The 24,248-nt window shown below is 45.5% G+C and carries 30 protein-coding genes, 1 pseudogene and 1 CRISPR repeat array; of the genes and pseudogenes, 6 read left to right on the forward strand and 25 right to left on the reverse strand.

Annotated elements, in window-relative coordinates; genetic code table 11:
• Nucleotides 1–69 precede the first annotated feature (69 nt).
• Entirely contained in the window at nt 70–1,029 is a 960-nt protein-coding gene (locus ACP4IT_RS00635; RefSeq protein WP_307722694.1) for a LysR family transcriptional regulator, read from the reverse strand.
• A gap of 54 nt (nt 1,030–1,083) precedes the next feature.
• On the opposite strand from ACP4IT_RS00635, the gene ACP4IT_RS00640 reads away from it, so the two are divergent.
• Nucleotides 1,084–2,172 (forward strand): NAD(P)-dependent alcohol dehydrogenase, encoded by a 1,089-nt coding sequence (locus tag ACP4IT_RS00640; protein ID WP_011667636.1) that lies wholly within the window; start codon nt 1,084–1,086, stop codon nt 2,170–2,172.
• Between the two features lie 127 nt (nt 2,173–2,299).
• Here ACP4IT_RS00640 and ACP4IT_RS00645 read toward each other — a convergent pair whose 3' ends face one another.
• The gene (locus tag ACP4IT_RS00645; RefSeq protein WP_011667637.1) at nt 2,300–2,932 is read right to left on the reverse strand and encodes a DJ-1/PfpI family protein; all 633 of its coding nucleotides are present in this window, start codon (nt 2,930–2,932) and stop codon (nt 2,300–2,302) included.
• A 492-nt stretch (nt 2,933–3,424) separates the two neighbouring features.
• On the opposite strand from ACP4IT_RS00645, the gene ACP4IT_RS00650 reads away from it, so the two are divergent.
• The 3 genes from ACP4IT_RS00650 (at nt 3,425) to ACP4IT_RS00660 (ending at nt 5,172) form a co-directional block, all read left to right on the forward strand.
• Nucleotides 3,425–3,499 (forward strand): zinc ribbon domain-containing protein, encoded by a 75-nt coding sequence (locus ACP4IT_RS00650; RefSeq protein ID WP_156646621.1) that lies wholly within the window; start codon nt 3,425–3,427, stop codon nt 3,497–3,499.
• 108 nt (nt 3,500–3,607) lie between these two features.
• Nucleotides 3,608–3,793, forward strand: a complete 186-nt coding sequence (locus ACP4IT_RS00655; RefSeq protein WP_225435028.1) for a hypothetical protein — start codon at nt 3,608–3,610, stop codon at nt 3,791–3,793.
• A 413-nt stretch (nt 3,794–4,206) separates the two neighbouring features.
• Nucleotides 4,207–5,172, forward strand: coding sequence for a CAP domain-containing protein (locus ACP4IT_RS00660; RefSeq protein WP_156646567.1), 966 nt, complete (start codon nt 4,207–4,209; stop codon nt 5,170–5,172).
• Between the two features lie 107 nt (nt 5,173–5,279).
• On the opposite strand, the gene ACP4IT_RS00665 is transcribed toward ACP4IT_RS00660, so the two are convergent.
• Entirely contained in the window at nt 5,280–6,761 is a 1,482-nt protein-coding gene (locus ACP4IT_RS00665) for a VaFE repeat-containing surface-anchored protein (protein ID WP_156646566.1), read from the reverse strand.
• 220 nt (nt 6,762–6,981) lie between these two features.
• Nucleotides 6,982–7,376: a CRISPR direct-repeat array (repeat unit 28 nt; unit sequence GGATCACCCCCACATGTGTGGGGAATAC).
• 207 nt (nt 7,377–7,583) lie between these two features.
• Nucleotides 7,584–7,898 (reverse strand): type II toxin-antitoxin system HicB family antitoxin, encoded by a 315-nt coding sequence (locus tag ACP4IT_RS00670; RefSeq protein ID WP_225365186.1) that lies wholly within the window; start codon nt 7,896–7,898, stop codon nt 7,584–7,586.
• A 280-nt stretch (nt 7,899–8,178) separates the two neighbouring features.
• Here ACP4IT_RS00670 and ACP4IT_RS00675 point away from each other — a divergent pair, with 280 nt between their 5' ends.
• Nucleotides 8,179–8,619 (forward strand): LytTR family DNA-binding domain-containing protein, encoded by a 441-nt coding sequence (locus ACP4IT_RS00675; RefSeq protein ID WP_047020949.1) that lies wholly within the window; start codon nt 8,179–8,181, stop codon nt 8,617–8,619.
• Entirely contained in the window at nt 8,616–9,074 is a 459-nt protein-coding gene (locus ACP4IT_RS00680; protein ID WP_047020950.1) for a DUF3021 domain-containing protein, read from the forward strand. The genes ACP4IT_RS00675 and ACP4IT_RS00680 overlap by 4 nt, the downstream gene beginning before the upstream one ends.
• Nucleotides 9,075–9,228: 154 nt before the next feature.
• Here the strand turns inward: ACP4IT_RS00680 and ACP4IT_RS00685 are convergent, their stop codons facing one another.
• The 21 genes and pseudogenes from ACP4IT_RS00685 to rimM all read right to left on the reverse strand — a co-directional run bounded on the left by ACP4IT_RS00685 (nt 9,229) and on the right by rimM (nt 24,154).
• Nucleotides 9,229–9,744 (reverse strand): isochorismatase family protein, encoded by a 516-nt coding sequence (locus ACP4IT_RS00685; protein ID WP_156646562.1) that lies wholly within the window; start codon nt 9,742–9,744, stop codon nt 9,229–9,231.
• 311 nt (nt 9,745–10,055) lie between these two features.
• A complete protein-coding gene (locus ACP4IT_RS00690) occupies nt 10,056–10,376 on the reverse strand; it encodes a MazG nucleotide pyrophosphohydrolase domain-containing protein (protein WP_015473668.1) in 321 nt (106 codons plus the stop codon).
• Nucleotides 10,377–10,620: 244 nt separating this feature from the next.
• Entirely contained in the window at nt 10,621–11,142 is a 522-nt protein-coding gene (locus ACP4IT_RS00695; protein ID WP_011667648.1) for a biotin transporter BioY, read from the reverse strand.
• Nucleotides 11,143–11,152: 10 nt separating this feature from the next.
• A complete protein-coding gene (locus ACP4IT_RS00700) occupies nt 11,153–11,944 on the reverse strand; it encodes a biotin--[acetyl-CoA-carboxylase] ligase (RefSeq protein WP_011667649.1) in 792 nt (263 codons plus the stop codon).
• Between the two features lie 12 nt (nt 11,945–11,956).
• A complete protein-coding gene (gene fabI / locus ACP4IT_RS00705) occupies nt 11,957–12,715 on the reverse strand; it encodes an enoyl-ACP reductase FabI (protein WP_426855145.1) in 759 nt (252 codons plus the stop codon).
• Nucleotides 12,716–12,745: 30 nt separating this feature from the next.
• Nucleotides 12,746–13,513 carry a carboxyltransferase subunit alpha gene (gene accA, locus ACP4IT_RS00710; protein WP_015473665.1) on the reverse strand — a complete coding sequence of 256 codons (768 nt, stop codon included), beginning with the start codon at nt 13,511–13,513 and terminating at the stop codon, nt 12,746–12,748.
• Nucleotides 13,513–14,346: an acetyl-CoA carboxylase carboxyltransferase subunit beta gene (locus ACP4IT_RS00715; protein ID WP_011667652.1), complete on the reverse strand. Its 834-nt coding sequence runs from the start codon at nt 14,344–14,346 to the stop codon at nt 13,513–13,515. Before ACP4IT_RS00715 ends, accA begins: the two co-directional genes overlap by 1 nt.
• Nucleotides 14,303–15,703: an acetyl-CoA carboxylase biotin carboxylase subunit gene (locus ACP4IT_RS00720; protein ID WP_024855045.1), complete on the reverse strand. Its 1,401-nt coding sequence runs from the start codon at nt 15,701–15,703 to the stop codon at nt 14,303–14,305. The genes ACP4IT_RS00715 and ACP4IT_RS00720 overlap by 44 nt, the downstream gene beginning before the upstream one ends.
• A gap of 17 nt (nt 15,704–15,720) precedes the next feature.
• Nucleotides 15,721–16,131, reverse strand: a complete 411-nt coding sequence (locus ACP4IT_RS00725; RefSeq protein ID WP_011667654.1) for a 3-hydroxyacyl-ACP dehydratase FabZ family protein — start codon at nt 16,129–16,131, stop codon at nt 15,721–15,723.
• 14 nt (nt 16,132–16,145) lie between these two features.
• Complete coding sequence (locus tag ACP4IT_RS00730) at nt 16,146–16,571, reverse strand: acetyl-CoA carboxylase biotin carboxyl carrier protein (RefSeq protein ID WP_011667655.1); 426 nt, start codon at nt 16,569–16,571, stop codon at nt 16,146–16,148.
• Nucleotides 16,572–16,576: 5 nt separating this feature from the next.
• Complete coding sequence (fabF, locus tag ACP4IT_RS00735; RefSeq protein ID WP_011667656.1) at nt 16,577–17,803, reverse strand: beta-ketoacyl-ACP synthase II; 1,227 nt, start codon at nt 17,801–17,803, stop codon at nt 16,577–16,579.
• 16 nt (nt 17,804–17,819) lie between these two features.
• Complete coding sequence (locus ACP4IT_RS00740; protein WP_011667657.1) at nt 17,820–18,545, reverse strand: 3-oxoacyl-ACP reductase family protein; 726 nt, start codon at nt 18,543–18,545, stop codon at nt 17,820–17,822.
• Entirely contained in the window at nt 18,545–19,459 is a 915-nt protein-coding gene (locus ACP4IT_RS00745; protein WP_011667658.1) for an ACP S-malonyltransferase, read from the reverse strand. The genes ACP4IT_RS00740 and ACP4IT_RS00745 overlap by 1 nt, the downstream gene beginning before the upstream one ends.
• A 9-nt stretch (nt 19,460–19,468) precedes the next feature.
• A complete protein-coding gene (locus ACP4IT_RS00750) occupies nt 19,469–19,717 on the reverse strand; it encodes an acyl carrier protein (RefSeq protein WP_011667659.1) in 249 nt (82 codons plus the stop codon).
• A gap of 22 nt (nt 19,718–19,739) precedes the next feature.
• Nucleotides 19,740–20,723, reverse strand: coding sequence for a beta-ketoacyl-ACP synthase III (locus tag ACP4IT_RS00755; RefSeq protein ID WP_156646560.1), 984 nt, complete (start codon nt 20,721–20,723; stop codon nt 19,740–19,742).
• Nucleotides 20,720–21,187 carry a MarR family winged helix-turn-helix transcriptional regulator gene (locus ACP4IT_RS00760; protein WP_015473661.1) on the reverse strand — a complete coding sequence of 156 codons (468 nt, stop codon included), beginning with the start codon at nt 21,185–21,187 and terminating at the stop codon, nt 20,720–20,722. The genes ACP4IT_RS00755 and ACP4IT_RS00760 overlap by 4 nt, the downstream gene beginning before the upstream one ends.
• A gap of 24 nt (nt 21,188–21,211) precedes the next feature.
• On the reverse strand, nt 21,212–21,658 hold the full coding sequence (gene fabZ / locus ACP4IT_RS00765; RefSeq protein ID WP_024525322.1) for a 3-hydroxyacyl-ACP dehydratase FabZ: 447 nt from the start codon (nt 21,656–21,658) through the stop codon (nt 21,212–21,214).
• 377 nt (nt 21,659–22,035) lie between these two features.
• Nucleotides 22,036–22,276, reverse strand: a pseudogene (locus tag ACP4IT_RS00770) (TIGR03766 family XrtG-associated glycosyltransferase); the annotation flags it as partial.
• 125 nt (nt 22,277–22,401) lie between these two features.
• Nucleotides 22,402–22,758 (reverse strand): 50S ribosomal protein L19, encoded by a 357-nt coding sequence (gene rplS / locus ACP4IT_RS00775; RefSeq protein WP_011667664.1) that lies wholly within the window; start codon nt 22,756–22,758, stop codon nt 22,402–22,404.
• A gap of 113 nt (nt 22,759–22,871) precedes the next feature.
• On the reverse strand, nt 22,872–23,636 hold the full coding sequence (gene trmD / locus ACP4IT_RS00780) for a tRNA (guanosine(37)-N1)-methyltransferase TrmD (protein ID WP_047020955.1): 765 nt from the start codon (nt 23,634–23,636) through the stop codon (nt 22,872–22,874).
• Nucleotides 23,636–24,154, reverse strand: a complete 519-nt coding sequence (rimM, locus tag ACP4IT_RS00785; protein ID WP_156646558.1) for a ribosome maturation factor RimM — start codon at nt 24,152–24,154, stop codon at nt 23,636–23,638. Before rimM ends, trmD begins: the two co-directional genes overlap by 1 nt.
• Nucleotides 24,155–24,248 lie beyond the last annotated feature (94 nt).

Here is a 24,248-nt window from a genome sequence, read left to right on the forward strand (position 1 = left end):
CATACCCATGATTGAGGTACGCTGCTATTTTATTATATTCGGCAATTTATGACTGTTGTTCCGACCTGCTTAAAATTGATGAGTGTCAAAATACCGTTGAATCTGCTTAATCAACGGCTGGTGATTATCGTGATGATAAATGAGCTTAAATTCAGAATGGGCGGTCGTCACACCATCCAATGACAGATAGGCAATGTGGTCATACGGTGTTGCCATATATTTAATGAGTTCAGTCGGATAAAATGAGATAGCTTTTCCCATCCCCACTAACAGTTGCATTTGTTCATAAGAGTTCACCCGACGAGCGTTAAACGTGTCAGCTAACTGACCGATACTACTCTTGAAAACCTCTTCTAAGTAGGTCGACTCCTCACTACTGTAATAAATCACCGGAAATTTGGCTAAATAATCTGCCGGCGAATCGGTTTGATCGCTTATTAAATCAGGGCTGAGCCCCAGTGTCATATGATCCGTGACCAACGTGACACTATCCAAATTGGTTTGATCGATCTTCGCATTAAACAACGGATTGTCAATAATGACTGCACAATCTATTTTCTTTAGGAGCACATCTGAAATTAGATGTTCAATACCCGCCTCTTCAATTAAAAAGTTCGTGGTTGTTGGCAAATCCAATAAGGCCATTCGTAACAACGCCCCTTCGAACGGTGAGAAATAACCCACACTAAATTGCTCTTTAGCTTGTTGCGTAAACTGCTGAACCTCATAGGTCGTCATGCGCATCGTATTCAGCAATTCCGTCGCCCGTGTTAAAAAATGCTTTCCAGCAGCTGTTAAATTGATCTTGTTTTTTTGACGATCAAATAAGGTTGCCCCTATTTCAGCTTCTAACGCGCTGATTCGTTTTGACACTGCACGCTGCGACATTAAATTTAACTCGGCTGTTTTTTGAAAACTACCGAGTTGTGCGGTTTCTACAAATAAGATTAATTGTCGTTCCTCATATTTACCTCCAGACGAACTTTTGGTTCGGGTCCCGACTGATTTTAACAGAATACAGATTAAGATTCCATGGCTATACTGTAATTGTGAATATTATATCAAGACAGGGTGGTTATGTTTATGCAAATCAAAACAGCTTTTTCTGACGGTACCAGTGAACAACTTAAAATTATTGATGCAACGTTAGACGAGCCAAAAGCTAATGAGGTACTCATCAAAATGGTGGCTACTGGTGTCTGCCACACAGATACTGCTGGACGTGATGGCCTTACAACCCCACTACCAGTCTCCTTGGGTCACGAAGGTGCCGGTATTGTTGAACAGGTCGGTTCTAGCGTCATGGATTTACAACCGGGTGACCATGTTGTTTTATCTTTTGCATACTGTGGTCGCTGTCAGCATTGTTTAACGGGCCACCCAGGTATGTGTGAGCATTTTAACGAACTTAACTTTGCTGGACACAACTTTGACGGTAGCCACCGAATCCACACTTTAGACGGTCAACCTATTTCTACATTTTTCGGTCAGTCCTCATTCTCGACTCATACGGTGGTTGACCAACACAACGTGATCAAGGTTGACCCAACGGTTGACTTACGTCTTCTAGGGCCACTTGGTTGTGGCATCCAAACCGGAGCCGGAACCATTTTGAATTACCTTCAACCGAAGTTCGGTGAGTCACTGGTTATTTTTGGTACGGGTGCTGTTGGACTTTCCGCCATCATGGCGGCCAAAATTACGGGGGCTAATCACATTATTGCCATTGATATTTTTGATAATCGACTAGCCCTAGCTAAAGAGCTAGGGGCTACCGAAGTCATCAATAGTCATCAAGCTGATGTCGAAGCGACACTTAAAGAAATTTTACCAACAGGGGCCGACTATGCCATTGATACAACGGGTGTATCGCCAGTTGTCATGAATGCTCTGCATGCGTTAAAACCAGGTGGCGAATGCGCTGTCGTTGGAATGGGTCGTGGCTTAACATTTAATCTCATGGATGACCTGATGGCTGAAGGTAAGAAAATCTCGGGCGTTATCGAAGGCGATGCCATTCCCCAACTGTTTATCCCTAAGTTGGTCGATTATTATAAACAAGGCCGCTTCCCGTTTGATAAGCTAATTAAATTTTATGACTTTGACCAGATTAATGATGGCTTTGCCGCTTCAAAAGATGGTTCGGTTTTAAAGCCCGTAATCACATTCTAGTCTAAATTGAATCGGCTCAAAAAATCGAGTCTCCGCGACGTTTTCCATCGTGGAAACCCGATTTTTATTTTCATCATTAGATGCCGCCTCAGTACCTATTACCCACTGACCAACGTATAACTGTGTTCTAGCAATCGGTAACTTTCTTCAGTACTAATCTGATCCAAGACCTATCCCCTCTACAGTTTAAATGGGTCTCCGTATTGTCGTAATAGCCTAGTTGCTGCAAGTCTAAAGCCTGCTTTGCCGCTATAGTTAGTTGCCCACTGGCCTTCAGGACGGCCGAGGTAAAAGACAACGCCGCCGTACCATTAGCCGTCACTAGTTGACGATCAACGACCACTTGCTGTAATTCAAAATCAGTTGGATTTTGATATTTTGGAAATGATTGCCATGAAAACTGTGCATTTCCAGTATGGCGATATCCCGTCAGTAACCCATTACGGGCCAAGTAATCAACTGCACCACAGATGGCTCCGACAATAACTTTTCGTTGAAGGCACTGCTGAATTAAAGCGGTTAACCTAGGATCGTCATGTTGCCAAGCGTTACCGCCAATGAGTACCAATAACGTCATCTCAGGGTTAAGCTCGCTAATCTGGTAGTCCACTCGTGTTGTCCAACCACCAATTGAAGTAACCTCCGGCTGATTAGAGGCGGTCTTTACTGTCCAATCGGTCATTTGGTTCAACTGACTGGATAGGTGAGCCCCTTCCCAATCGGCGTACTGATCCATCATGACAAATATTGCCTGTTTCATTAGCGATAACCTTCTCTCAAATTGACTTAAGTTCAGTATATAGGAAGATGTAAGCAATGTAAAGAACGTATGTTCTGAACAGCTACAGGCAGAGCTGACGGTGAACTACAGAATCCCAAGTCAATAGACGATACGACCATCTTGGCCTGGGTACTGCTGCAATATACTTACGAATTTTTGGACAGTCGCCAAAAGTGGGATCGTCCTGCAACTCGTAACCAGTCTTACATCGAGTACACCGTCAATAAAGCATTGAGCTACGCTCTCGAAAATATAAAAGATTAGTCCCTGCGGGTGTCATTGGCACCCGTTTTGTTTTGTGAATACGGTCAGAAAGGAGTCGCGATATGTTTAACTTTTTGAAGTCTTTTGGAAACGCTATTATTGTTCTTAGTGCAATTGGTGCCTTTGAGGTCATTCGTTTCGTAATTACCGTAGTGACTACCATCATCGGGCTATTTTAATATGATTCTATGAAAGGAGGTGATTCAAATGGAATGTCCCTACTGCGGTCAACCCGTCAGTTCCTCAGACACGCAATGTCCCTATTGTCATCGCGATCTTTAGAACTCAGTAGTAAGCACGTAAAATGATTTTCGTAATTGCTGATACCAGATGATGGCCTACACACCCTGCATTGCCATTATCTAACTACAAAATTGGAGGGTCTTAATTATGAGTATTGAAACGGCACACGATTCTATCGTTCTTTGGGAAAACAAGGCAGTGGAACTACAGGATCATATTGATGATCTCTGTATTATTCTTGAATCTCACGATGATCCCGAAATTGAGAAAATGGTTCATCGAGCAATGCAAGAAAAGGCACGTTACAAAAAAAATACAGAGAGCCCAAAATGAGTTAGACTCTGTGATTGTTTCCATTCTGTCAGGTATAAATTAGCCATTACCACCCACTTCAATTTCCCCTATCAGCGCTTACAAAAAATATTTTGCCTTAAAAGCATCAGCTTCAGGAACAATACGTCCTTGGAGTTGATGCTTTTCTGTGTCAATTTACTTTTGTTGGCACCTATACACGGCATATTTTGCCCGTTTTAGGCGTTTTAAGATGTTCATGGCTAATTATACGTATATTGGTTTTCACGCCATGCCACGCCTATTACCGGCACGCTGTGGGGGGATGATTTCGGTCAACCTTCTCAACAAAAAAATGTTGACTATTTTAAGGAATTTTTAAAATTCACTGGTATTACTCGTATATATGTTGAATAATATAAGTGTATAAAACAATACGAAAAGGGGAATTCAAATTGTCTAATAAAGCACAAAAGTTACTTTGCATAGCATTCAGTGCCTTAGTTGGTCTCAGTATCACTGCAGCTATCCCAACTACATCGCAGGCCGCAAAACGAAAACCTGGCAAGGTAGTCCGCACCATGAAGTACAAGACTATGAAGGTCAAGGCTAAAAAGGGATATGTTTACACCAGCACCAAATTGACCAAGCGTGGTGTGCATCTTACCAAGTACAAAAATAAGGTCATGACTACTAAGAAGGCTTATTTGATTAAGGTACCCGGCAAACCGGCGGTTTGGTATGATCGTGTAAGTTCAAAGAACAAAAAACTGAACGGTTACGTCTACAATAATTACCTAAAGGTCATCAAGAAATCATCGACTAACGGAAAAACGTCAACCAAGACAACAAACAAGGTTCCGGTTGACCCAGATGCAAATGTGCCGCTTAAAGACCTTTACAGTTATGGGACTAATAGCAAAAACAATCCCACTCAGAAAACAGGAGATGATAGCGGACAGGCCTACTACGATACAGAAATATTCTCTAAGTACCCCGCTAATCTGAACGATTATAAGTCCATATTTGTTGAGCTACTAAATCAAGAACGCCAATCAAGGGGACTTTTGCCAGTAACAGCAGATGTCACTCTTGCAAGCATTGCTGATAAAAGAGCACAAGATACAAAGTTGGCAAATAAGCTTGTACACCGTGATAGTAATGGAAACATCATTGCCGGGTTATACATGAAAGAAGCTGGAATTAACGTGTCAACCTATGGGGAATGCCTAGGATGGGTTGCAAATGCACCAGCTCGGATGGCTGTGCGACAGAGTCTTCGTGATTATATCTATCAGGATGCCGCACACAATTGGGGACATCGTGACATTTTACTGAAATCGTCCTTTACTCACATTGGAGTTGGCGCTGTGACCATAGATGATGGTCAAGCTATTGCAAACGCCATTGTAATGTACTAGTCAATAATAAAATAATAGAAAAAAGAACCCACATCGCTGTTGATGTAAAACAGCAATGTGGGTTCTTTTTTACTTGCTAACACAAGCAAATATTCACATGAAGGAAATTATTTCATGAAGCGGTAGATAAAGTTGTAGAACCAATTGTTACTTAGCTTATCGGTTCCACCAGTTTGTCCAAAAGTTGGACGGGTAACACTTGGACGGACGTATGTTGTTCCTTGAAGTGGTTGCCCTTGTGAGAACACTGAACGTGCTTGCGAAGGCAACTGGCTAGGAACTTGTGTGGTAGGCGTCATTCCATTTTGACCAGGTTGAGTAGTTGTGTACTGTGATCCTGGCGTTGTGCTACTTCCAGTTGTTGGGTTACTGCCGTTAGACAAGCTACCACCACCGTTTGATGGATTGCTACCATTCGATGGATTATTGTTGTTGTGACTGTCTAAGCTGCCATCGTTTCCTTGTTTCTGACCATTTTGGTTATTAACCGTCAATCCGCCTTGCGCCTTGTTATCTGTGGTTCCAGCATTATGCGTAATTGAGATAGTTTGACCCGTATCAGAGGCATCCTTATGTTCGGCAACAATGCTACCATCGGCACTTTGTGCCGTTTCATAGGCTACCCATTTAGCTTGGTCGCCATCTGACAATGCTGCTAATGAGTTAAGGGACTGCAGATTGATGTTGTACGCCGTTGTGTCGGTTTCAGCATCCGTATCATCTGTCCCCAGACCTAAACCGGCAACACCTTGGTAAGCACCTGTAGTTGTTCCATCAGCCTGAGCATCGTTAGTTTCGTCACGGTTGACCGCATCGGCATTGTTATCACTGTCTTGTGCAGATGAAATTCCATCGTTTACAGCATTGTTGGTAACAAGGCCGGCGCTATTTAGTACCGGAGTCATGTAACGCGCATTTGGGGCACCGTCAAATTCATTAAATTGAACGGTGGCCACACCATCAGAAGTCGTTGGCGTGAGTGTCTTACGTCCAATCAAATACTGATTATCAAGAATTACTGGTTGTTGTGTTCCAGCATCCATTTCAACGGCCGTTAATACCATCTTTTCACCCGGCGCAAAGTCAGTAAATGAAACTTTATCAACGATTGGTTCTTGCACGTTTGAGCCATCGCCCTTCAAAACAAAGTTCTTTTTGTTATTGATGGTCTGCATGGTATGGATTGCTGGATTGGTCACGCGAACAGTTTGTTTCGCGTTGTTCACGTCAACTTCAGAAGTAATCTGATCTTCCTTAGTTCCTTGTCCAGTTGACATATCTTCAATCATCACCATCTTTTGACCACGAAGAGCAGTTGTATCAATCAGATACTTCTTATCGTGTGGGTTAATCGGTGTAGTATCGTAATCTGGCTTAACTGGCACTAACTTATTCTCGGAAAGACGCTTATTAGCCGCTGCCGTTCCACTCAAATTAGTTGTGTAGCCAGTATTGGCGTGATTAGGATCTGAAGCATTGTCACCAGTATTCTGATCAACAGTGTTTTGATCTGAGTTCTGAATATCTTTAATCTTTGAAACCACGTTACTGAACGCGGCAACAATTTCTGCCTTGTCAGTTGCTGACATTGGATCTGATGCCTTAGCAACCACGTTATCTAAAGCGGTAGTGCTAATGCTGTAACGAGCGGCAATCTTTTTAAGACTTGCGACAGCTTGCTTGATCTGTTCGTCAGAATCGTTTGAACTGATTGATACTGAGATGCTTGAACTGTTGTCATCACCAGTGGTATTTGAACCATTACCGGTATCAGTGTTGCCCCCGGTGTTAGAGCCATCCCCAGTATTGAGACCACCCCTACATATGTGGGGAATACTTGGTTCAAATGCTACAAGCTCGTTTTCAGCCAGGATCACCCCCACACGTGTGGGGAATACATACCTAGCTTTTTTCTATTCGACCAACTAATAGGATCACCCCCACACGTGTGGGGAATACCACTAAGGCAGCTAAGCCGAAAAAGGCCATCTAGGATCACCCCCACATGTGTGGGGAATACGGGTGGCCGCTTATGGTGTCAGTCAACCGGGAGGGATCACCCCCACATGTGTGGGGAATACTTACTTTTCAGTTCACGTACATCGCCTTCGACAGGATCACCCCCACATGTGTGGGGAATACAAACAGCGACAACACCGGCACAAATTCAGTTACAGGATCACCCCCACATGTGTGGGGAATACACTAAAGAAACACCGCCAAACCGGTATTCCAAAATTTCAAAACCGCCATTTTTTATGAGTTTCGTTGTGAGACTCATTTATATTTTATAGCATACCGCAGAAACGTGGCAACGGCAATCTGGCACACCACCCGACAACTCACTCTCACACCTAATAAAAAGCCGGTCCCCATAATCGGAACCAGCTCACAACGCTTTATTTCATCAGTTACTGAATCAATTGTAGGTCCACTTGATCAGTCGGTACTGCTGATTCAATGACTTGGTTTAAATCCACCGCGACAAACTGAATAAATGCCATGGGGTATTGATGCATTAATTCAGTAATAGTCGTCGCAGATGGTAATACAGTTGGCTGATCATGGAGTGTCTGACCGAGAACAATTGCCGCATTGACCAGACTTTCGCCTAGGGTTTGGCCGCTGGTTGTAGCGTCTTCAATATCGGGGAAAGTTACGGTATACCCGCCAACTTCATTATCATGGAATACAGCCGGATACGTAACGATATTTGATTTCGTCATTATATTTTTGCACCTCTTATTCATTTACGATAGCCGCATTGTACGCCACTTGGTCCAAACATAGCAATCGCTGGTTAGCCCAATTAATTAAGTTGGCATGAATCAAACGATAAGCTGTTCAGAGTACCACAAGCTACGGATTCGTATACATATCCAGCATATAAATGCATTCACCTGCTGTTAACCAAATATCCGGTACTAACAACCACATACTCCGCAAAGCTTGCTGACTACTGTAAAACTGCGTATGCTGAACTTATCAGAAAGGCAGGCGGTAACCATGCACGTGACCTTTAATCTCAACGCCAGTTTTATCTCACCGTTTATTACCATTAACGCTCCTGCTGAAACACCGGAGCTTCAGCATTTAGCAACTAATATCTCGCAATTGACGAATAGCCAACTAATCGCCGGAATCTCTCCCCGGGGGACTCGCGAGCTAGTACCAGTGGACCAAATTATCCGTATCCACACCGATGCTAAACACATGGTCATGGAAACCAAGGCCACCACCTATACACTTCCCCAGCGAATCTACCAGCTCAAACAACTCTTACCCAGTGACCTATTTCTACAGCTTTCGAGTGGCGAACTGGTCAATCGACAGCACATTCGCCATTTTTCCTTGACCCCTTCTGGCCAGGTCTTACTCTCAACTGGCGCCACCACATTCGTCTCACGACGCTGCATGCAACAAATTCGAAAGGAGTTTTTAAAATGAAACGACTAGGGATTCTTACTTCTGGTGCCTTTCTAGGCCTCTCGATTGGATTTATTTGTACGTTATTCTTCTCGTTAACCAACCACGCCACGACTTTTATGCCTTCATCACCAGATTTCGTCGCCCATCTTAGTTCAAATACGATGGCCACCCTAGCCGCGGCCGGCTTGTGGGCGGCGATCGGGTTACTCTTTAGCCTAACCAGTCTTATTTTCTTCAATGAGCATTGGAGTATCGCTCGTCAGACCATTTGGCACTTGGGGTTGTCCTATCTCGGGTTTACACCATTGGCCATCTTGGCCGGTTGGTTCCCGCTGAATGTGACTTGGTTACTGCTATACACCCTAATCTTTGTTGGTATTTACCTCGTCATTTGGACCTACAGCATGCTGCGCGCCCGCAAAACGGTCCAACATCTAAATGACGTATTACTACCCCACAAATACACAAATTAATTTCAATTCTCTCAATCTAAAAGGTCAACGTTCAGAATATGTGCTTCTGAGCGTTGACCTTTTCCTGATTAGCAATTTTAGCTGGATTTTTGGGGCGATACTGATTCGCAATGGCTTTTGTCCATCTAGCCCCCAATTTCATTTAACAGACTTTCTATTTTTGATACTGACCATCTAACTCCGTGTCCGCCGTCACAAACTCCGCAAATCGATGCTCCCAGATATGCGCATGATGCTGTTTGATTTGCGTCGCCGTCAAGAGATCGCTATCAAGCGTCGAAATCCCGGCCATCAATAACTCAATCTGAAACCCTAGATGATAGGCAACCCGGATTGTCGTATCCACGCAATACTCAACTTGGGCCCCACAGATTTCAATCGTCCTTAGCTGATTCATCTTTAAAAAGGCCTCTAGTCCGGTTTGATAAAATGAGTCCGGTCGAGTCTTGTTATAGTAGACATCCGATCCTGCAGCATGTAAATCCGGAAATAACTGCCAACCAGCACTAGCAACTTCCATCCCCGGTTCCGTGTGTTGGATAAAAATAATCGGTCGCTGGGCCTCTCGATAGCGATCAATTCGCTGATTGATTGTTGCTACCATCTGATTACGGCGATCAATCTTCGCCAATGCCTGTTGCATGTCAATGACAATTAATGCCTGAGCCATAAGATCACATCATTTCTATTAGGTTAGGGAATCTGTGTCACAAACTAAGCTTAGTACTACAGTAGTCGTTCAATTAGTCATTAACAATAAGAATATCCATGCTCAACCAACAGCCCTTTAGTACGTTTGTATATTACAATAAAGCAAGCATGTTTCACCAAGTAATCAAGCCAAATTTCCTGCTATAATAGTCTTTGTACAACACATTATCCAACTATCTTTATAACAGCATAGTTTTTACATATTAACTGATTTAGCCAGAACTAGTCATTTATCACAAAAGGTATGCCAGAATCCACATCGCCTTTTCATTACTTTTGCTTAAATCGCTGGGTCAGCTTTTGTTCACTCGCCGTTAGTAAGTCAGCCGCATCAATATCATACAAACTACTAATCACCAGCACCTGATCCAAGGCGTCTGCCAACTCTTCTTTGAGATTTGCGCGTTTTTCAGCCATCGTCGCCTGGCGTTCCCCTGGATGGTCCCGGCCAATTTCTTCGGCGCGAATTGCTCGCGATACCTCACCGACTTCTTCAGTTAAAAAGTTCAGGTGAACAAAGGGCGAATATTGGTACCAGTTGCGTTGTCGATAAAAATCCACTAACCACTGCTGATGATCACTGATTGACATGTGTCTGCCTCCTTCATCTCTACTCTCAACTGTACCAGATACTGGTCCATTTACAACGACTAACGGCTCACAATGTTCTTAATAGCTGAAAAAAACGCTCGCCATTCCTACGAATGGGCGAGCGTTTTTCAAATCTAAGAAACTCCGGCTTGCTAATCAATCTCTCTGAATCACTTTATTAGCATCTCTTAAACTCTAATTAGTAACTATACAGGAGTTTGCTTAAAAAGTCAAGGCTTTTTAATTATATCATTTTTGGTGCCCATTTTCGTAACCGCTGAGCCAACCACCACGCGCCAACCGCTTTGAGCGAATCACCGGGGATAAAGGCCAATGTGGCGACTAGCGCTTGTGGCAGGGACATCGTTGTAACTGTACTCAGCCACACCGCACCCAAAATATCAACACCCATCGCACTAAGCAGAATGGCAACTAACCGTGGTACTCGGCCATAAGTTAAGCCTTGCAGCATAAGCGGCATGATCAGCCACCCCACTAAATATCCCCCGTTAGGCCCCAGAAACACGGCTGGACCGGCTTGACGGCTAGCCAATACTGGTAGGCCAACCAGTACCAGAAGTAAAAACAGACCAATTGCAGCCAGACTTTGACGCGTTGGCAATAATAATGTGACAACCATCACACCCATATTTTGTAAAACCAAGGGAACCGGACTAATTGCCAGTGGGATTGCTGGAAAAAAACCAAAGATAACAATAATAGCAATAAATAATCCCACTAAGGGAATTGACTGACGCTCTTGCATAGCGTTCCTCCTATCCACGATAATCACCGACCGGGGTCATCACCTTAATCGCTTCGCTACTCGCAACGATTCGCCGCTCACCCGACGCGAGTTGAATCACTAACGCTCCTTGATCAGTCAGGGTAACCGCAACTCCTTGTACCCAGTCCGGTCCAACTTGAACCCGCACTGCTTGTCCCAACGTGGTGCATAGCTGTTGGTAATCCGCCAAGAACTGTGCATCTTGATAATGTGGTAATCCCATAACCAGCTCATCCAGCAGTCCGGCAACCAACCCATTCCGATCAACCCAATTGCCCCCAACGATTGAGGTGGCCTTATTCGCCAATTCTGTTGAAAACCGCGTGGTCACGTTTAAACCAATTCCGATAAGAACCTCTTGCCGATCCAGCAAATTTTCAATTAGAATGCCGCCACACTTTCGTTGATGCAACAAAATATCATTGACCCATTTTAACTGAAAGGTCTGTTTGGGATAGGTAGCCGCTAGACATCTAACCACCATGACCCCCACTGCCGTTGTCAATCGCCCTGGATTCACTGGTGCAGTGACCGCAGTACGAACGGTCAAATAAACACCTTGAAAGGCTGGCGAAAAAAAGGCACGCTGACGTTTCCCATAACCAGCTGTTTGCTGCTCCGCCAAAAAGGCTTGCATTGGCGAGTCACTTGCCGCCGGTACTCGTTTCGCCCAGGCATTGGTCGAATCAACCGTTGAACGAAGCTGAATCGCGATGGGGCACGTCGTTTGGCGCAGTTCCCTAATCCGATCCACCGCTAATTGATTGCCCTTTGGCTGCATAGAAGTTCCCCCTTACATTAAATGCACACCTTTATCGACGTACAGGATGTCCCCCGTCATCCCCGTAGATAAATCACTCAATAGGAAAGCGGCGACGTTACCAATTTCCGAAGTGGTCACGCTCTGTTGATCGACTGTCAGACTGGTTGACATCTTCAGTAAGTCGCCATGACCCTTAATCCCCGTGACCGCTAATGTTTTAACCGCACCGGCAGAGATCGCGTTCACTCGAATCTGCTCCGTGCCCAGATCCGTTGCCAAATACCGCACACTAGATTCTAGGGCCGCTTTAGCAACGCCCATCATGTTGTAATTAGGAATTGCTCGAGTTGCCCCAAAATAAGTCAACGTGATTAGACTGGCTGGTTTCGTCAACCATGGGCGCGCATATCTGGCAACCGCAATGAATGAGTAGGCACTGATTTCCTGTGCCAAGTTATACCCTGTCCGCCGTGTTTCAACCAGTCCTTGTTTCAACGTTTCGGGATCAGCATAGGCAATCGCATGGATTACACCATCTATGTTTCCATAGCGCTCGCCAATTTGTTGAAAGGTTTGCTGGATAGCTGCATCTTCAGCAACGTCACACGCTACTAACTGAATATCTTCCGGAACGAACCGTTGAATACTCTTTTTTAGTCGTTCATTTTGGTAGGTCAAAACGGGGGTGCCACCTTGTGCTAGGATGGCTTGGACACACCCCCACGCAATACTCCGCTGATTGGCGACGCCCATCACGACAATCACTTTGTCCGTCAAGATTCCGTTCATTCTGTCATCCTCCATTTTTTCATCATGTTCTTAATACTGGTCAAATCGGGTTTGTCGTTGATCGATTAAGGTCGATATTGGTAACTTGCCTAGTATTTTAAATTGCTCATGTAAGAAGTCGGTCAATTGCGATAACTCAGCGGCCGTATGGACCTCTGGCAAAATATCATCAATGACTTTTTCACGTTTCAAATCCTGCGGAGTTAATGCCAAGGCCGCTGCCGCTTCTCGCACTCGGCTCGCATCTTTCCACATGATACTGGCATACCCTTCTGGTGACAACACACTGTAAATACTATCTACTGTCATATACACCCGATCACCACAAGCCAAAGCCAGTGCGCCACCACTGCCCCCTTCGCCAAAGATCAGACTGATGTAAGGAACCTTTAATTGCATCCCCTGATAAAGGCATTGGGCGATTGCTTCTCCTTGACCATGAAATTCAGAGGCCACATCGGGGTACGCCCCAGGGGTGTTAATGAGCGTCAAAACAGGTCGGCCAAACTTTTCGGCTTGCTGCAATAACCGCTGAACTTTTCGATAGCCTTGGGGCATCGGGCTTCCAAAATGGCGCGCTACATTCTCCGTTAGATTTCGTCCTTTACGGGTACCAATCACTGTAATTGGTTGACCATTCAGCCGACCGATACCACCAATGATTGTCGGATCATCACCATCTACCCGGTCACCATGGCATTCAAAAAAGTCCGTCACGAGCCCGTCAATCAGGGCTTCAGTCGTGATTTTATCTTGACTACGGGCTGCCTGCACCGTCTGATAGGCTGATTTAACCATTAAGATTCCCCCTTATGAAGTCGTAGCAGATCTGCTAATCGCTGTTTTAATTGTGGACGGGCCACAATAGCATCGATAAACCCGTGCTGTAGAACAGTCTCAGCTCGTTGGAAGTCTGCCGGCGGTGTTTGATGAATGGTTTGTTCAATCACCCGGCGACCAGCAAATCCCACTAAGGCATGGGGTTCGGCCAAGATGAGATCGCCTTGCATCGCAAAGCTTGCCGTCACACCACCAGTAGTTGGATCGCATAAAACAACGATATACAATAAGCCAGCTTGACTGTGGCGCGCCACTGCCGCAGAAACTTTAGCCATTTGCATCAGTGAGTGAATGCCCTCTTGCATTCGCGCACCGCCAGAAGCCGTGAACAAAATAACCGGCAACCGTTTAGCCGTCGCCTCATCAAATAAGCGGGTTATTTTTTCTCCCGTCGCCGTTCCCAAACTGCCCATCACAAAAAACGCATCCATGACGCCAATTGCTGTCGACTGGTGATCGATTGTGCCAAAACCAGTCAACACACTCTCGTTCAAGCCGGTTAGCTGGCGGCCCCGAGCAACCTTGGCCTGATAAGCAGCATCCGTATAACGGTCTGGTACCGTCAATTGCGCATTTGTTTCTTGGAAGGTATCCATAGTTAATTTGATCCGCTGCATTGCCGTTAACCGAAACCCATAGCCACAGGCGGGACATAACCGCGTAGGTTCCCAATGGTCGGTCAAAAAGGTCGTATGACAAACAGGACACCGCCTAACCAATCCATCGGGAATACTTGCCATCCGTCGGTTAAGGCTCTTCTGACTGGGCGTTTTGAACTTCGCTGGTAACATCCGCTTCATCTCCTTTTTGCCGCATCTCGGCAATAAACGTCGTGGTAAACATTCCGGCCTGTACGGCCCTTTGCGTTAACAACTGCCGCAAAAATTGGCGATTCGTTTTAATTCCCTCAATCTGCATTTCACTTAAAATTCGGTCCATCTTGGCTAATGCCGTTGTCCGCTGTTGGGAACTAACGATTAGCTTGGCAATCATGGCGTCATAATAAGGTGAGATCACACTACCGGCAATGACGCCCGAATCAATGCGAACGCCCAGTGAACCAGCTGGCAAATAAAGCGCCGTAATCTTACCTGGACAGGGCGCAAACTGGTGTTGTGGATCTTCTGCATTCAATCGGCATTCGATGGCATAGCCGTTCAATTTGACATCTGCTTGGGTAAAACCCAGTGGCTGATTAGCAGCCACTCTAATCTGGGCCTTAACCAATTCAATGCCTGTAACTGCTTCCGTAATCGTATGTTCCACCTGCAACCGCGTATTCATTTCGATGAAATAAAAGTGGTGATCTTGATCCATTAAGAATTCAAAGGTTCCCGTGTTGGTATATCCCAATTTCCGGGTAGCTCGGGCAACCGTTTGGCCCAACCACTGCCGTTGCTTAGCATCAATCATGCCACAAGGACTTTCTTCAATAACTTTCTGATGATGTCGTTGCAGCGAACAATCTCGCTCTGGTAAATACACCACTTCGCCAAAGTTATCGGCAATCACCTGCATTTCAATATGTTTGGCTTGGCCAATACATTTTTCCAAATATACGGCCGCGTCCCCATAAGAAAGCTTGGCTTCCTGCTGAACTTGCTCAAATGCCGCTGGTAGCTCTGCTGCCGTCTGTACCTCACGAATTCCTTTGCCACCACCGCCTGCTGCTGACTTTAAGAGCACCGGATACCCAATTTTTTGAGCAATCTGGACCGCTTGGTCGGCAGAATCCAGTACCCCATCGCTTCCCGGAATGACCGGTACTTGATTAGCCTGCATAGCCGCACGGGCGTGAGCTTTATCTCCCATTAAATCAATTAAATCAGCATTGGGGCCAATAAAAGTTATCTGACACTGTTGGCATAACCGCGCAAAGGTGGCATTCTCCGAGAGAAAACCATACCCCGGATGAATGGCCTGACAGCCGAGTAACTTAGCCGTACTGATAATTTGTGTCATATTGAGATAGGAATCAGCGGGTTGCGGGCCACCAATGCACACGGCTTCATCAGCCAGCTTGACAAATAAACTCTCTCGATCAGCTTGCGAATAAACCGCAACGGCTGAGATCTGCATATCATGCAATGCGCGGATAATCTGCACCGCAATCTCACCACGATTAGCGACTAATACTTTCGTAAACATCTCATCACTCACTTTCATCATGAAATCGCAAAGATTAATTCTGCTTGGCAAATCGTCTCATGGTTACGCACAATTTGGCCCGTTCCCACTCCCATATTGCGCTTCATTTTTGTCAACGCGACATGGAGCGTTAAATCATCTCCCGGGTAAAAATCTGACATAAATTCAGCTGAGCGAATTCCACCAAAGAAGACATTACGATCCTGATAGGCTGGTAGCGACAGAATTGCCGCCACGCCCGTTTGCGCAAGTGACTCAATCAAGATTGGTCGGGGAACGACTGGATTGGCGGTTGTCTGACCCGCGAAGTACCACTCATGAATCGTAATTAGTTTCTGAGCAATTGCCTGCTTGCCTGGCTCAACATCAAGTAATCGATCGATCAACTGAAACGGATATCGTTGCGGAATAATCTCTTGCACATCCATACGTTTAACGCCTCTTAATCTGGTTTGATTTGTAATAATGGTTCATCGTATTCCACCATGCTCCCATCAGTCACCAATACTTTCGTTAAGGTGCCGGTCAGGTCGCTCTTCACTTCATTAATCATTTTCATGGCTTCAACCACACACACGACGTCCCCTTTTTCCACGTGATCCCCGATTTGTTTGAACACGGGTTTTTCCGGTGCCGGTGCCAAATACACGACGCCAACTAATGGCGCCGTGATGGTCGGTTCTGCAGATTCCTTTGCTGTTTCACCCGCTGGCTCAGGCGTAGGTTGGTCAATCGTTGCCGGTGTTGGAACGTTGGTGTCTTCTCGCTTACTCAACGACAACTGAAAATCATCTTGAACCAAGTGGAAATCCTTTAACGACGAGTGATCAAATTTTTCCAATAGGTGCTCAATATCTTCGTTTTTCATTCACGTTACACCCCTTTAATGGCCAGTACAGCATTGTGCCCACCAAAGCCAAATGAATTACTAATCGCATAGTGAACGGGCGTCTCACGATTCTGGGCCGTTACTAGGGTCACTGGGCAAGCGTCATCTTGATGACGAACACCAATGTTGACGGGTAACTGTTGTCGTTGCAAAGCGCCAATCGTTGCGACGGCTTCAATGGCACCAGCCGCCCCTAACAAATGTCCCGTCATCCCTTTGGTGCTGCTAACCTTAATGTGCGTGTTATGGGCAAACACGTGAGCAATGGCCTGGGCCTCTGCACTATCGTTGGCCATTGTACTGGTCCCGTGTGCGTTCACATAATCCACCTGGCTAGGATCTAGTTCGGCTTCGTCTATGGCTTGCTGCATCGCACGTTGCGCCCCTTTTCCAGTTGGATCAGGTGCTGTCATATGATACGCGTCACTAGTGGTCCCATACCCCACAATTTCTGCTAAAATATTGGCACCGCGTTCTTGTGCATGCGTCAGCGTCTCTAGCACAAGAGTGGCACCACCCTCACCTAAAACAAAGCCATGTCGATCCCGGTCAAATGGCATTGACGCCATCTGAGCGTCGCTAGCTGTACTTAACGCGGTTAAAGCCGCAAATCCAGCGATTCCGATCTCGTTAACACTCGCTTCAGAACCACCGGTAATCATGACCTGGGCTTTGCCCTGCTTTAAATACTCGAAAGCATTTCCGATTGCATTAGTTCCGGATGAACAGGCTGTCACAATCCCTTGACTCGTGTTCTGTGCATTGAATTCAATGGCTATATCTCCAGCGGCCATATTAACAATGGAATTAGGCACAAATAATGGTGATACTCGTTTAGGCCCTTTATCATGCATCTTAATAACCTGTTCTTCAATCGTGGTCAAGCCCCCGATCCCAGAACCATAAATGACTCCCAAATCTTCCGGTTTAACGGTCGTCTCATCTAGCCCCGCCATCGTCATTGCTTCATGAGCCGAATATAAGGCGTAATTCGTAAAGAGATCATTTCGCTTAGCCGCTTTTTTAGTCAGTCGCTGTTGCGCATCGAAATCTTTGACTTCACCCGCCACATAAATGCCGGTATCGGCTGAAAACTTCGTAATCGGCCCAATACCAACAACGCCGGTAAATAGGTTATCCAAATAACTTTTTACATCATTTCCGATAGGCGTAACAGCCCCCATACCGGTTACCACAACTCGATTATTCATTTAAGATTTTCCTCCTCTAAATGGTTAATCCGCCATCAACCGTGATCACTTGACCGGTAATATAAGCATTGTTCACTAAAAAGAGTGCTGTCGTCGCAATTTCAGCGACTGTTCCAAACCGTTTTAATGGAATGACCTCGCGAGCTGCTGCTTGTCTTTTCTCGCTCATTGCACCGGTCATTGCCGTTGCAATCATCCCGGGCGCAATCGCATTAACGCGAATTTGCCGCAACGCACCTTCCTTGGCACTGGCCTTCGTCAAACCAACGATTGCCGCTTTACTGGCTGCATAATTCGCCTGACCAATATTACCGTGTAAGCCAGAGATACTGGATAGATTAACGATGGCACCTTGTCGCGCTTTTTGCATCACTTTCATGGCCGCCTTGGTTAAATTAAATGCCCCAAAAACATTGGTTGTCATCACCGCTGTGAAGTCAGCAGCTGCCATTCTCGTTAATAACTTATCGCGAGTAATTCCCGCGTTATTAATCAGAATGTCTAACCGGCCAAAGTGATTCATGGCTTGCGTGACCAATTCATCAGCTGTCGTTTCCTGAGTCACATCGCCCGTCACAACAATTGCCGTCGAGTACTGGTCAATGATGGTCTGCTCAGCAGGCGCCAATTCATGATGGCTATTCAAAATGACGCGGATACCAACCTTTAGGAATTGCTCAGCAATAGCGAAGCCAATCCCCGTTCCGGCACCCGTGACAATTGCCACACGTTGTTCTGTCATTACTTTCCCACCTTTTGTCGAACTTCATTTAGTGTCTCTAGACTGTCAATATGCCAAGCCGTAACATCCGGCAATGTCTTCTTCGCAAATCCGGTCAAGGCATGCCCCGGTCCCAATTCAATCGTTGTCGTCACCCCCAACGCCGCTAGCCGCTGTAAACAGTCGCGAAAATACGTCGGCTGAACGAGTTGCTGGCAGAGTGTCTGTGGCAATGTTTCAGGGGTAAAGGGCATCTTAGTTGTATTGCTAATCACCGGAAAGGCTGCCGAATGGCTGACAACTGACGCTAATCGCTTCTTCAACAGCTCACTGGCTGGTGCCATTAATGGCGTATGTGACGCGGCATTAACATCTAATGGGATTATACGTTTGGTCCCGTTGTCCTTCAAAAAAGCGCTAGCCGCATCAACACCGGCAATGGTTCCCCCAATAACGACCTGCTTACGCGTATTATAGTTTGCCACCGTGACAATGCCCTGTTGTTGACCTACTTTTAATGCCTGGTCTAGTAAAGCCATATCCGTCATCTTGGGCAAGGCCACTAGCTTTCCTGGTTGTTGAGTACCCGCTAACGTCATATAACGTGACCGATCATCAACCAGTCTAATGCCCGCTTCAAGAGAGAGCATCTGGCTCGCAATTAAGCCGCTGTATTCACCTAAACTCAGTCCACTGGCTGCTAGTGGCAGCGGCAACTCGGCAGTCAAAATGTTAAAAATTCCGGTACTCATGGCAACAATACTAGCTTGCAAGTAACGGGGATCATTACTGATTTGCGGATCTGCTAAGTCAACTGATAACGCCGAACTGGCCGCTGAAATGACCTGACGATAACGCGGCTCCTGGCGATATAAGTCTTGGCCCATATCGGGGAATTGACCACCCTGACCACTAAATAGATACCCTAATTGCACAGTCTCACCCTACTTTGCCGTTGCTTTCAAAATATAGTCAACCAGTCCGCCAACCGTTTCTAAGCCGCTATCCGTATCCGCGTCAATTTCGATATCATAAGTATCTTCGATATGGTCAATGACTTCAAAGACATCCAAACTATCTAATTCCAAATCATTCTTAAAATTGGTTGCCAGCGTAATCTTATCTACGTCTACATCCAGTTGATCGACCAAAATTTCCTTTAATTGATTAAAAACTTCTGCTTGTGTTGTCATTGTATTGCCTCCAAATTTTAAATTAATAGCGTAAAATCATTGTCCCAATCGTCAAGCCACCACCGAATCCAGAAAGCGCCAGTACATCGCCACGTTTAATCACGTGTGAGGTGACGAGTTGATTCAATAGCAACGGTTCGCTGGCCGCTGCTGTATTCCCATACTGGCCGATATTAACGGGGAATTGAGCCATTGATCCCGTTAAGTCCTCAGCAATCCGCTCAATGATTCGTTGGTTGGCTTGATGTAAGATAAAATAATCAACATCAGTAACTGCTAAATGGCCTTGGTCCAGCACTCGTCGCAGCGATGCTGGAACCTGTTTGATCGCAAAATTATAAACCCGACGACCATTCATTTTAAAGAACGGGAGCACCAGTTGCGGATCACTGGCAAATGGCGAGTCAACGCCATTAGCACCAGCGGTCAAATAACGGCCTTGTTCACCCATGGTTCGATAGTCAGCGGCAATAAATGCCCCATCTTGGGCTAACGCACTGGTCAACACGACACCACCGGCACCGTCCCCAAACAAAACAGCGGTCGAACGATCTTGCCAATCGACTAATCGGCTCAATGTTTCACCACCGATCAATAACGCCGTCTTAGGTGAATCGCCCATCAACAACCGGTGAACGACTTGTAAGCCGTAAACAAAGCCGGAGCACGCCGCATTGACATCTAGGGCAACCGCCTTAGTCGCCCCAATATTGCCTTGCACTTGAGCGCTAACCGCCGGCGTTTGATAATCAGGTGACATGGTTGCCACCACAATATAATCAATGTCCGTAGCCTGTAAACCACTTCGCTGCAAAAGTTGCTGGGCGACGCGTGTGCATAGATCACTGGTCCGTTCCGCCGTAACGACATGCCGTTGATGGATACCGGTTCGTTGAACAATCCACTCATCAGAAGTTGTCATCATCGTTGTTAACTCTGAATTCGGCACAACCCGTTCAGGTGTATAACCAGCTGTTGCCAGAATGTTAAAATTCTCAAATTTCATTTCAATGAAACCTCATCAATAAATGTTTGTAGGTTAACCATCGCTTGCTTAATCAATTGCACCTCATCTTGGTCAAAACCCTTTAAAAAGCCTTCGACTAGTTGACGATGAAAGGCATCATGGGCACGATATAGCAAGCGTCCTTTACTTGTCAGTCCCAGATTAATGATGCGCCGGTCCTGCTGATTTGTCGTTCGGACAATATAACCCTTGCGTTCCAAAACATTCAAGTTAGCTGTCAATGTTCCTTTACTCAGATTCAGTGTCTTCGCAACTTCTGAAGTTGTTTTGTGAGAATGTAGTCCAATCGCGTGAACCAAGTGTAACTCCTTAGCAGTAATATCTTTAAACCGACTTTGTTTAATCGACCCCTCTTCAATACGCATGATATTATCATAAATATCGACTAGGGCGTCGTTAATAAAGCGGTAATCTGCTCGTTTGTTTTCTGGTTTAGCTTGCATTGGACTATTTCCTCTTCTTCTGAATTAAATTTTATCGTCAGCAGCTGCTACGATAAAGGTTAAGTCAGCCGAACACGCGACCTTCTCGCCGACGCTTGCGGTACACTTAACCGTTCCCATATTACTCCGTTGCTTGACCATTTCAACATATAATGACAAAACATCCCCTGGACGGACAACTTTTCTGAACTTAGCCTGTTTAATGGCGCCCAGATAAGCCGTCTTTCCTTGAAATTGTTCCGACTTTAAAATCAAAATAGATGCGGCTTGGGCCAGCGACTCAATGATCAAGACGCCTGGCATAACCGGATTACCGGGAAAATGGCCTTGAAAAAATTCTTCGTTGATCGTGACATTTTTCGTACACGTAATGGATTCTCCCGGATTCAATTCGTCCACCCGATCCATGAATAAAATAGGGTAACGATTGGGAATCAACGTCATAATTTCGGCAGCCGTCAAAACACTCATAACCATCCTTCTTTCTTTAGCGAAAGTTCCACCCATTTAATTTGATGTTCAAACTATTAGTCTAAAAAAAGCTAATGACTACGTACCCCGCTATACCAAGGTATCTCGAATTCATAATATTAGTCGTAATATCAAACTATTAATTCAAAACTAACCAAATTTTTTGAGCAAAGTCATCATATCGCATATTAATTTGAATATCAAACCATTACGCAAAAAATAAATCTTAGGCGTTACGGAAAATAACCAAATACCGTGATTTAAACCGAAATTTACGGTAAATATTAAGATTTTCTTACGCCGGTTCAATTCCCCTCACTTTAATCGTAATGCCGACAAAAAACTGTGTCTGCGCCAAACGCGCCAGACACAGTTTATCATTTTTCTTGTTCCAAGTTATCCGCTGCTATCGCAGCTACCACTCGCCGGTGATACCCGGCATACAATTGGCGGACATTGGCCACTGCCCGTTCAAACGAGAAAGTGGCAAGTAATAACAAGCATGGTAAATATTGGATCAAATAACGGCTTCGGCCGCCTTCAAACAATGGCAAAAACATGAACCCACCACAGCCGTGTCACAAAACGGAAATCAGCAATGTGTCGGCCATATAAATAAAATTCTTTCACTTATTCGCGATGTCCCGACAACCCAACCGATTGTCTAATTCACACTTACAAAAAAGTATCCGCAAAACCAAAGCAAAATTGCCTTGGACTTGCGGATACTTTTAGTAGTGAAACTAGTTGCGACGGCGTTCTGGAATCCGCGCTGCCTTACCGTTAAGTTCACGGAGGTAGTACAGCTTAGCACGACGTACACGACCTTGACGAATAACGTCAATCTTAGCAACGCGTGGGGAGTGTAATGGGAAAATCCGTTCCACACCGACACCGTTACTGATCTTACGTACCGTGTAAGTTGCTTGGATGCCAGCACCCTTACGCTTGATTACGACACCTTCGAACAACTGAATCCGTTCGCGGGAGCCTTCAACGATCCGGGCGTGAACCCGAACAGTATCTCCGGCACGGAATTCTGGAACATCGTCCCGTAATTGTTCTTGGTTGATCTTAGCAATTAAATTGTTTTGGCGCATAATATATTCCTATCCTTTCGCCAACATTCATCCTCAGGTTCGACAGCGGAATGTTGTTGCTGTGGCTAAATAGCCAAAAACAAGTGTACCATATTCGCAAATACCTGTAAAGGTTAGTTTCTTGACGCGCGTTCTTCCTCTTCAATTCGAACATCCGCCAATAACCGCTTCTGTTCCGCCGTCAGTTGGTCATGGTCAATCAAGTCAGGCCGTCGTTGATACGTCCGGCGCAAGGCCTCTTTTTTCCGCCATTCCTCAATCTTACCGTGATTGCCGCTGATAAGAACATCTGGCACAGTCATCCCCCGAAAGTCCGCTGGTCGCGTATATTGGGGGTACTCTAACAAGCCAGAGGAAAATGAATCACCAGGTGCCGATTCAGCATTACCCAGTACACCAGGTAATAAGCGCACCGTGGCATCAATCATCACCATCGACGCCAATTCACCACCGGTGAGAACAAAATCTCCCAACGAGACTTCATCAGTCACTAAGGTGCGAATCCGTTCGTCATAGCCCTCATAGTGGCCACATAAGAAGGTTAAATGGTCTTCATGGGCAAACTCCTCAGCAACGTGTTGATTAAACGTCACGCCAGCGGGATCAAGCAAAATGACCCGTCCCTTGGGGAGCCCCTCTGCCGCAGCCTGTTCTTCGGTCGCTTTGAGCGCGTCAAAGATTGGCTGTGGCTGAAGCAGCATACCAGCGCCGCCCCCGAAAGGATAATCATCAACATTGCCATGTTTATTGGTCGAATAATCTCGGAAATTCGTTACCGGCATAGTTAAATGACCATTTTCAATCGCCTTACCCACAATTGAATCGTGCATGGGACCAGAAAACATATCCGGAAATAGACTTAAAACATCAATCCGCATTAATCTAATCCCTCCATCAATTCAACGATTACCTTACCTTGATCGAGGTCAACGCGCTTGATAACCTGATCAATCTTCGGCAATAGCAGATCACTCTTGCCAGGCCGAGCCACTACCCAGACATCATTGGCTCCTGGGGACAAAATCTCTTTGATTTTACCCAAATTTTCACCATCAACCGTCACGGCATCCAACCCAACAATCTGGTGGTAGTAATACTCACCTGGCCGCAAGTCATTGCTCTCTAATTCGTTATCAGTTACCTTCAACGTACTTTGCTTGAAGATTTCAACGTCATTAATGGATGGTTTACCTTCAAAACTCAACAAATAAAAATTTTTATGTTGGCGAACCGATGCTACCGTTAAGGTAACCGGCGTCGCTTGATCCTTTTGAAATGCGTACAACGTGGACCCCACCGCAAACCGGCTTTCTGGAAAGTCAGTGGTGGCGACTACTCGAACCTCGCCCTTAATACCGTGTGTATTCACGATGGTTCCTACCGTATAATAAGTCATCCTAACGGCCTCCTCATTTCACTTAATTTTTTTGATTAGTCATTATCTACGTCAGTTTTTTTTAGACAAAAAAACTCGAGGAAACGTTACCGCC

Source organism: Levilactobacillus sp. LN180102 (assembly GCF_050106635.1).
Classification (GTDB): domain Bacteria; phylum Bacillota; class Bacilli; order Lactobacillales; family Lactobacillaceae; genus Levilactobacillus; species Levilactobacillus brevis.

Excerpts from the sequence above, each read along its gene's own strand:
- ACP4IT_RS00640 (WP_011667636.1), top strand. The coding sequence starts at position 1,084 with ATGCAAATCAAAACAGCTTTTTCTGACGGTACCAGTGAACAACTTAAA.
- ACP4IT_RS00645 (WP_011667637.1), bottom strand. The coding sequence starts at position 2,932 with ATGAAACAGGCAATATTTGTCATGATGGATCAGTACGCCGATTGGGAA.
- ACP4IT_RS00655 (WP_225435028.1), top strand. The coding sequence starts at position 3,608 with ATGAGTATTGAAACGGCACACGATTCTATCGTTCTTTGGGAAAACAAG.
- ACP4IT_RS00665 (WP_156646566.1), bottom strand. The coding sequence starts at position 6,761 with ATGTCAGCAACTGACAAGGCAGAAATTGTTGCCGCGTTCAGTAACGTG.
- ACP4IT_RS00670 (WP_225365186.1), bottom strand. The coding sequence starts at position 7,898 with ATGACGAAATCAAATATCGTTACGTATCCGGCTGTATTCCATGATAAT.
- ACP4IT_RS00675 (WP_047020949.1), top strand. The coding sequence starts at position 8,179 with ATGCACGTGACCTTTAATCTCAACGCCAGTTTTATCTCACCGTTTATT.
- ACP4IT_RS00680 (WP_047020950.1), top strand. The coding sequence starts at position 8,616 with ATGAAACGACTAGGGATTCTTACTTCTGGTGCCTTTCTAGGCCTCTCG.
- ACP4IT_RS00685 (WP_156646562.1), bottom strand. The coding sequence starts at position 9,744 with ATGGCTCAGGCATTAATTGTCATTGACATGCAACAGGCATTGGCGAAG.
- ACP4IT_RS00690 (WP_015473668.1), bottom strand. The coding sequence starts at position 10,376 with ATGTCAATCAGTGATCATCAGCAGTGGTTAGTGGATTTTTATCGACAA.
- ACP4IT_RS00695 (WP_011667648.1), bottom strand. The coding sequence starts at position 11,142 with ATGCAAGAGCGTCAGTCAATTCCCTTAGTGGGATTATTTATTGCTATT.
- ACP4IT_RS00700 (WP_011667649.1), bottom strand. The coding sequence starts at position 11,944 with ATGCAGCCAAAGGGCAATCAATTAGCGGTGGATCGGATTAGGGAACTG.
- fabI (WP_426855145.1), bottom strand. The coding sequence starts at position 12,715 with ATGAACGGAATCTTGACGGACAAAGTGATTGTCGTGATGGGCGTCGCC.
- accA (WP_015473665.1), bottom strand. The coding sequence starts at position 13,513 with ATGGTTAAATCAGCCTATCAGACGGTGCAGGCAGCCCGTAGTCAAGAT.
- ACP4IT_RS00715 (WP_011667652.1), bottom strand. The coding sequence starts at position 14,346 with ATGTTACCAGCGAAGTTCAAAACGCCCAGTCAGAAGAGCCTTAACCGA.
- ACP4IT_RS00720 (WP_024855045.1), bottom strand. The coding sequence starts at position 15,703 with ATGTTTACGAAAGTATTAGTCGCTAATCGTGGTGAGATTGCGGTGCAG.
- ACP4IT_RS00725 (WP_011667654.1), bottom strand. The coding sequence starts at position 16,131 with ATGGATGTGCAAGAGATTATTCCGCAACGATATCCGTTTCAGTTGATC.
- ACP4IT_RS00730 (WP_011667655.1), bottom strand. The coding sequence starts at position 16,571 with ATGAAAAACGAAGATATTGAGCACCTATTGGAAAAATTTGATCACTCG.
- fabF (WP_011667656.1), bottom strand. The coding sequence starts at position 17,803 with ATGAATAATCGAGTTGTGGTAACCGGTATGGGGGCTGTTACGCCTATC.
- ACP4IT_RS00740 (WP_011667657.1), bottom strand. The coding sequence starts at position 18,545 with ATGACAGAACAACGTGTGGCAATTGTCACGGGTGCCGGAACGGGGATT.
- ACP4IT_RS00750 (WP_011667659.1), bottom strand. The coding sequence starts at position 19,717 with ATGACAACACAAGCAGAAGTTTTTAATCAATTAAAGGAAATTTTGGTC.
- ACP4IT_RS00755 (WP_156646560.1), bottom strand. The coding sequence starts at position 20,723 with ATGAAATTTGAGAATTTTAACATTCTGGCAACAGCTGGTTATACACCT.
- ACP4IT_RS00760 (WP_015473661.1), bottom strand. The coding sequence starts at position 21,187 with ATGCAAGCTAAACCAGAAAACAAACGAGCAGATTACCGCTTTATTAAC.
- fabZ (WP_024525322.1), bottom strand. The coding sequence starts at position 21,658 with ATGAGTGTTTTGACGGCTGCCGAAATTATGACGTTGATTCCCAATCGT.
- rplS (WP_011667664.1), bottom strand. The coding sequence starts at position 22,758 with ATGCGCCAAAACAATTTAATTGCTAAGATCAACCAAGAACAATTACGG.
- trmD (WP_047020955.1), bottom strand. The coding sequence starts at position 23,636 with ATGCGGATTGATGTTTTAAGTCTATTTCCGGATATGTTTTCTGGTCCC.
- rimM (WP_156646558.1), bottom strand. The coding sequence starts at position 24,154 with ATGACTTATTATACGGTAGGAACCATCGTGAATACACACGGTATTAAG.